The 6098-nt window shown below is 66.0% G+C and carries 6 protein-coding genes and 1 pseudogene; 2 read left to right on the top strand and 5 right to left on the bottom strand.

Annotated features, from left to right (window positions below):
- The first annotated feature begins 51 nt into the window (after positions 1-51).
- Positions 52-1206, top strand: a complete 1155-nt coding sequence (locus tag I5M_RS28820; protein WP_083909713.1) for a serine hydrolase — start codon at positions 52-54, stop codon at positions 1204-1206.
- Between the two features lie 36 nt (positions 1207-1242).
- On the opposite strand, the pseudogene I5M_RS31715 reads toward I5M_RS28820, so the two are convergent.
- The 5 genes and pseudogenes from I5M_RS31715 to I5M_RS28800 form a co-directional block, all read right to left on the bottom strand.
- Positions 1243-1623 (bottom strand): annotated as a pseudogene (locus tag I5M_RS31715) (nitrile hydratase accessory protein); the annotation flags it as partial.
- Positions 1620-2279: a nitrile hydratase subunit beta gene (gene nthB, locus I5M_RS28815; RefSeq protein WP_022724565.1), complete on the bottom strand. Its 660-nt coding sequence runs from the start codon at positions 2277-2279 to the stop codon at positions 1620-1622. The pseudogene I5M_RS31715 and the gene nthB, both read right to left, overlap by 4 nt.
- Positions 2276-2920, bottom strand: coding sequence for a nitrile hydratase subunit alpha (gene nthA, locus I5M_RS28810; protein ID WP_022724564.1), 645 nt, complete (start codon positions 2918-2920; stop codon positions 2276-2278). Before nthA ends, nthB begins: the two co-directional genes overlap by 4 nt.
- A gap of 81 nt (positions 2921-3001) precedes the next feature.
- On the bottom strand, positions 3002-3220 hold the full coding sequence (locus tag I5M_RS28805; RefSeq protein WP_022724563.1) for a hypothetical protein: 219 nt from the start codon (positions 3218-3220) through the stop codon (positions 3002-3004).
- A gap of 159 nt (positions 3221-3379) precedes the next feature.
- The gene (locus I5M_RS28800; RefSeq protein WP_022724562.1) at positions 3380-5437 is read right to left on the bottom strand and encodes an ATP-dependent helicase; all 2058 of its coding nucleotides are present in this window, start codon (positions 5435-5437) and stop codon (positions 3380-3382) included.
- A gap of 231 nt (positions 5438-5668) precedes the next feature.
- Here I5M_RS28800 and I5M_RS32985 point away from each other — a divergent pair.
- The coding region (locus tag I5M_RS32985) for a hypothetical protein (RefSeq protein WP_031337983.1) at positions 5669-6098 on the top strand (430 nt) is incomplete at its 3' end.

The following is a 6098-nucleotide window of genomic DNA, read 5'->3' as shown; positions in this document are numbered from 1 at the left end:
GCGCAAACGCCGGCTGGCAGTGCAAGCCCGGCGCCAGAGAAGTTTGCACCGATCACCGCGTTCTTCGACAATGAAGTCGCCAGCGGCAAGATTCCTGGGGCGGTTGTACTGATACAGCAGCATGGCCGGACGCTGTACGAAAAGTCGTTCGGCTTCCGCACGGCGGCGCGGAAACATCCGATGACGCCCGACACCATTTTCGCGCTGCATTCGATGACCAAGCCGATCACCTCGGTGGCGGCGATGATGCTGATCGACGAGGGAAAGCTGGCGCTCACCGATCCGGTCGCCAAATACATTCCCGCCTTCGCCACCACCAAGGTGGGGATCGAAACCGTCGATGCCGACGGCTCGCAACTGCTGCGGCTGGTGCCCGCCGATAGGTTGATCACTATCGCCGATCTGCTGCGCCACACCTCGGAGATTTCGTACGAATATATCGGCGGCATGCAGATCGAACAGGCCTATCAGCACGCCGACATCTTCGCCGGCTCGTTCGACAACAAGATTTTTGCGGAGCGCATCGCGCATCTGCCGCTGGCACGCCAGCCCGGCACGCTGTGGCGCTACGGTCATTCCACCGACGTGCTCGGCGCCATCATCGAGATCGTCTCCGGACAGAGCCTGTATCAGTTCGAGAAGCAACGCCTGTTCGATCCGCTCGGCATGACCAGTACCAAATACGTGCTCGACAACGACGCCGAGCGCGAGCGGATGGCGGCGCCGCTGCCGGACGACACCATTCTGGTCGATGCAGAGAAGATGCGTCTGGCGCATCCGCAATGGCAGTCCGGCGGCGGCGGCCTGGTGTCGACGGCCACGGACTATGCGCGCTTTGCCCAGATGATCCTGAACCGCGGTGAACTTGGCGGCCGGCGCTATCTGAGCCCCGCCGCCTTCAAGGCCATGACCACCGATCAGATCGGGCCGGGCTCGGGCGTCGGGCGCGATTACTTCTACTTTCCGGGCGACGGCTTCGGGTTCGGCTACGGCTTTGCCGTTCGCGTATCAGCCGGTGATGCGCATCCGCCGGCGCCGGGTTCGATCGGCGAACTGAAATGGGACTCGGGCAGCGGCACCTATTTCGGCGTCGATCCGAAACTCGATATGATCTACATCCTGATGCAGCAGACCCAGAACGAGCGCGGCCGCAACGTGCCGGCGTTCAAGAAGCTGGTCTATGAGGCGTTCGGGGCAGGCAACTGATCTCCGCTGCTCTCCGATCGGCAGCTTCAGTGGCCGGGCGAGATCCTCGGCCCGGAGCTCGATCGGCTGACCGTGCGGCGTGCGATCGGCGGCGCGGTCCCAGGCGTCGCGATAGCGGTGTAGGACCTCGGTGCTGGCGACGCCCTTGTCCGCGACCATCTTTTCCAGTGTGGCCAGCCAGTGCAGATAGTAGGTGTCGCCGCGATCCGGATCGCCCTCCGCCTGGGCGTGCGAGATTTCCGCCGCCAGCGCCGCCGCCCATTCGTTCCAGCTGAACAGACCGCGCTGATGCAGCGTCACTGCCATCGCGAAGGCGTGCGCCTCCCAGGGCTCGCGAAACACCGGCCCGTCGTCGTCGCGCGGCAGTCCGGGAACGCTGCGCGCCGCGACCGCGGCGGCTTCACGATCGACCTTCATGGCGCAGACTCCAGATAACTCTCCCAGGCATCGACCGAAACTCGCAGACCCGGCTCGGCATCGGCGCCCCACAGCTCGGCGCCGTCGAAAGTGACGGTGTAGAGCCATTGCGGCTGCTCGCCGGTGCTGGCGGCGCTGCTGTCGGGGAAGACGTGCGCGCCGTGGACCAGTTCGACGACGCCGGTGCGGCCGCGCACATAGCGCGGCAGCCGCGTGTGCCCCTGCGGGTGCATTTCCTTGGCCAGGACGCGATCGCCGACCGCAAAACGGGCAGGGGCGGGCGCCGGACGCTCCGTCGGTCCCCCGCGCGCCAGCATCGGAGCAACGTCGGCGGCGCCGAGCAGGGGAACGTCCTTGCGTGGATGCAGCGGCTTGCCGGCCGCAACTTCGTCGGCCGTCACCAGGCCGCGTTCTTCCATCAGCTGCTCGAGCCCGGCGAGCCAGATCTGATAGTAGCTCTTAGACAGATAATCCGCCGGCGAGCGGTTCTCGCGGGCGAAGCGGCTCATGTCGATGGTCCAGCCGCCGGGCCGCGCCATCGCCAGCGTGATGGCGAAGGCGCGGCGTTCCCACTGCGCATGAAACATCGGCTCGTTCGGCTCCGGGACGACCGGGCCGAAGCCGTCCATGCCGCCCATGTCGTGCGCACCGTTCATGCGGCGATCTCCGCCGGAGCACGGGCGAGACCGGTGCCGATCATGCTGTCGCGGGTGACGAGGTCGGCGAGCTGCGTCTCGCTCCAGCCCTCGGTGCCGGCCGGTCGCATCGGGATCACCAGATAGCGGATCTCGGCGGTCGAATCCCAGACGCGGATGGCGGTGCCCTCCGGCAGGGTGACGCCGAAATCGGCCAGCACCGCGCGCGGCTCCTTGACCACGCGTGAGCGATACGGCGCCGATTTGTACCAGACCGGCGGCAGCCCCAGCACCGGCCACGGATAGCAGGAGCACAGCGTGCAGACGACGACGTTATGCTGTGCCGGCGTATTCTCCACCGCCACGACATGCTCACCTTGGCGGCCCACATAGCCCAGCTCGGCAATTGCGGCGGTTGCATCCTCGAGCAGCCGCGCCCGGTAGGCGGGATCGCTCCAGGCCTTGGCGACGACCTGAGCGCCGTTCCGGGGCCCGACCTTGGTCTCGTAGGTCTCGATCAAGAGATCGAGCGCCACTGGATCGACATAGCCCTTCTCGGTCAGGATGGTTTCGAGCGCACGCACCCGCAGCTCGGTCTCCGACAGCTCGGAATGGTCGTGGTCGTGGTGATGATGGGCGTGCGTTTCGGAATGGTTGTTCATGTCGGCAAGCATAGATTGGGAGTTGCCGCGCTGTCGAGACGCAGATCAGCGCTGGCCTGGCATGACGCGGAAAACTGGTGATCAGGATCCGATCGCGCGGCCCAGCGCGATGCTGATCCCGAACACCATGCAGCCGATCGCGCCGTAAGCCAGATATTCCGGGTGATGACAGAATAGCGGTGACGTGTCGCACGCTTGGACCGCCCAACGCGTGCCGTAAAAAACCTGGTCACGCGCGTCAAAGAAGAACGCGGCCGTCGCCCCCAGCGCGACAGCCAGAAAAATCATAATGCCCGGCATGTGTAGCTCTCGGTCGAATCGTCGGGAACCACAGCTAGCGTGATCCATGGAACTGGATCAATTGAGGTTATTCCGAGTAGTTAGGTCGCTGTGCACGCACAGCGGCGTATGGGGTTGTCGAAGCGTCGAACGCCGAGAGCGGACAACCGCGCGCTGCCGCTAGCGCCACATTCCGCGCATCCGCGCGCCGATGTCCATCGACGGCGCTTTGCGGGTCGAATAACTCGGCGTCGCCGAGGGCTTCGGCCAGGCGACGCGTTCGAACAGCGGCAGCAGTCGCTCCGGAATGAAGCGGCTGCGCGACGCATAGACGTGACGATCGCCTTGCACAGCCTGGCCGTGTGTAAAGAAACGCTGCGGCACGACGAGGTGCAGGTCATCCTTGGCGCGCGTCATCGCCACATAGAGCAGGCGGCGTTCCTCCTCGATCTCGGCGGTGGTCCCTGTACCGAGGTCGGACGGCATGCAGCCGTCGACGACGTTGAGCACGAACACCTGCTTCCATTCCTGGCCCTTGGCGGAGTGGATGGTGGAGAGGATCAGATAATCGTCGTCGAGCAGCGGCACGCCGGCCTGATCGGACGTCGCGTCTGGCGGATCGAGCGTCAGCTCGGTGAGGAAGCGTTCGCGCGACGGATAACCCGACGCGATCTGCGCGAGCTGCACCAGATCGGCGCGCCGCGTTTCGGAATCTTCATGGATGCGTTCGAGATGAGGTTCGTACCACAGCCGCGCACGCTCGATCTCGGCCGGCCAGCCGGCGTCGCAGCTGCGTAGTTCGGTGACGGCTTCGACGAAGCCGCGCCAGTCGGCCGCGCGCGGCGGTGCGGCCAGGGTGGCGAGCGTCGCCAGCGGATCGGCCGTGGCGGCGATCGCATCCAGCGTCTTCTGCGCCGCCGCCGGACCGACACCCTGCATCAACAGCATTACCCGGAAGCCGGCGACGCGATCGCGCGGGTTCTGCACGAAGCGCAGCAGTGCCAGCATATCTTTGACATGCGCGGCATCGAGAAATTTCAGGCCGCCGAATTTGACGAACGGGATGTTGCGCCTCGTCAGCTCGAGCTCCAGCGGGGCCGAGTGCGACGAGGTGCGAAACAGCACCGCCTGCTGCTTCAATGTCGTGCCGCCTTCGCGGGCGTCGAGCACCCGCTCGACGATGTAGCGCGCCTGATCGGCCTCGTCGCGCACGCCGACCAGCAGCGGCGGCGAGCCGGTGGCGCGATCGGTCCACAAATTCTTGGTGAAGCGCTCGCGCGCGAGATCAATCACGCCGTTGGCGGCTGCAAGGATGCCCTGCGTCGAGCGATAGTTGCGATCGAGCGTGACGATGCGCGCCGGCGGGCTGAAGGCTTTGGGGAAGTCGAGGATGTTGCGGACGCTGGCGGCGCGAAACGAATAGATAGACTGGGCGTCGTCGCCGACCACGGTGAGGCCTTCACCGGACGGCCGCAGCGCCAGCAGCACCTGGGCCTGCAGCGCATTCGTGTCCTGATACTCGTCGACCAGCACGTGATCGAACCGGCCGCCGATTTCCTCGGCGAAAGCGGGCTCGGCCATCACCTGCGCCCAGTAGAGCAACAGGTCGTCGTAATCGAGCACGTTGTGGCGCTGCTTGGCTTCGACGTAGCCGGCGAACAGCTGCTTCAGCTCCTTCGACCAGGCGGCGCACCACGGATAGTTGGCGCCGAGCACCTGATCGAGTTCGGCGGTGGCGTTGACGCAGCGCGAGTAGATCGACAGGCAGGTCGATTTCGCAGGAAACCGGCTCTCGGTTTTGGAGAATCCGAGGTCGTGCCGAACCAGATTCATCAGGTCGGCGGAATCCTCGCGGTCGTGGATGGTGAAGCCCGGATCGAGCCCGATGCGCTCGGCGTAGTCGCGGAGCAGCCGCGCGCCGATGCCATGGAAGGTGCCGGCCCAGTTCAGGCCGCCGCTGAGCGCGCCGGCGCGGTCGCCCATCGCCCGGCGGGCGATGCGCTCGACCCGCTGCGTCATCTCGGACGCGGCGCGGCGCGAGAACGTCATCAGCAGAATGCGATGTGGATCGGCGCCGCCGACGACGAGATGCGCGACGCGATGCGCCAGCGTGTTGGTCTTGCCCGAGCCGGCGCCGGCGATCACCAATAGCGGCGGGCAGGGGCCGTCGGTGCCGTGCAGCACGGCGCAGCGCTGCTCAGGATTGAGCGCGTCGAGAAGGGCAGCGGGCAGGGTCAACGAATCAGCGCCTGTTTGGATGAAGGCCGACGCTTCCAGATTCCTGCTTTGTTCGCAACGGTGATCGTCCTTCCACCATGAGCCGAGCCCGGATTTCCGGTTCCGCATCAACAGGCACAAAAATGTCACGCTGCCGCGGCTAGGCGGACGGCCGTATTCGGCTGATAGTACGGGGGCGACGCTGTTGGCAGCAGGCGCTGCGGGCGCGCGTGACAACCATGGGGAAGCTTGATGGCTGGACGATCGATCTTTGTCGGAGCGGCACTGTTGGCGATCACCTCGACCGGCGCTTTCGCGCTCGAGCTCGATACCGTCGCGATCCAGAGCGGAAAACTCGTCATCACCGGCCGGACCGCCAAGTCCGGGCAGGAGGTCGAACTGGTCGCGACCGGCGACAAGGTGACGAGTTCGTCGTCGCGGCGCTTCAAGATGTCGCTGAGCTACCTGCCGGATACCTGCAAGCTCGATCTGAAAGCCGAAGGCAAGGACATCAAGGATCTGATCGTCGCCAATTGCGGCGCGCGTGGCCCGAAGGGTGAGGCGGGAGCCGCTGGTCCCGCCGGCCCGGCGGGCCCTGCCGGTCCCGCGGGTCCGGCCGGCCCGGTTGGCGCGGCTGGTCCTGCGGGTCCCGCCGGTCCGGCTTGGCCCTGCTGGTCCCGCC

The sequence above is a fragment of the Rhodopseudomonas sp. B29 genome, assembly GCF_000333455.1.
GTDB lineage: Bacteria > Pseudomonadota > Alphaproteobacteria > Rhizobiales > Xanthobacteraceae > Rhodopseudomonas.
This window is presented reverse-complemented; position numbering and strand designations above follow the sequence as displayed.

Bases quoted from the DNA above. Each gene is read 5' to 3' on its own strand.
- I5M_RS28805 (WP_022724563.1), bottom strand. From the start codon at position 3,220: ATGCCGGGCATTATGATTTTTCTGGCTGTCGCGCTGGGGGCGACGGCC.
- nthA (WP_022724564.1), bottom strand. From the start codon at position 2,920: ATGAACAACCATTCCGAAACGCACGCCCATCATCACCACGACCACGAC.
- nthB (WP_022724565.1), bottom strand. From the start codon at position 2,279: ATGAACGGTGCGCACGACATGGGCGGCATGGACGGCTTCGGCCCGGTC.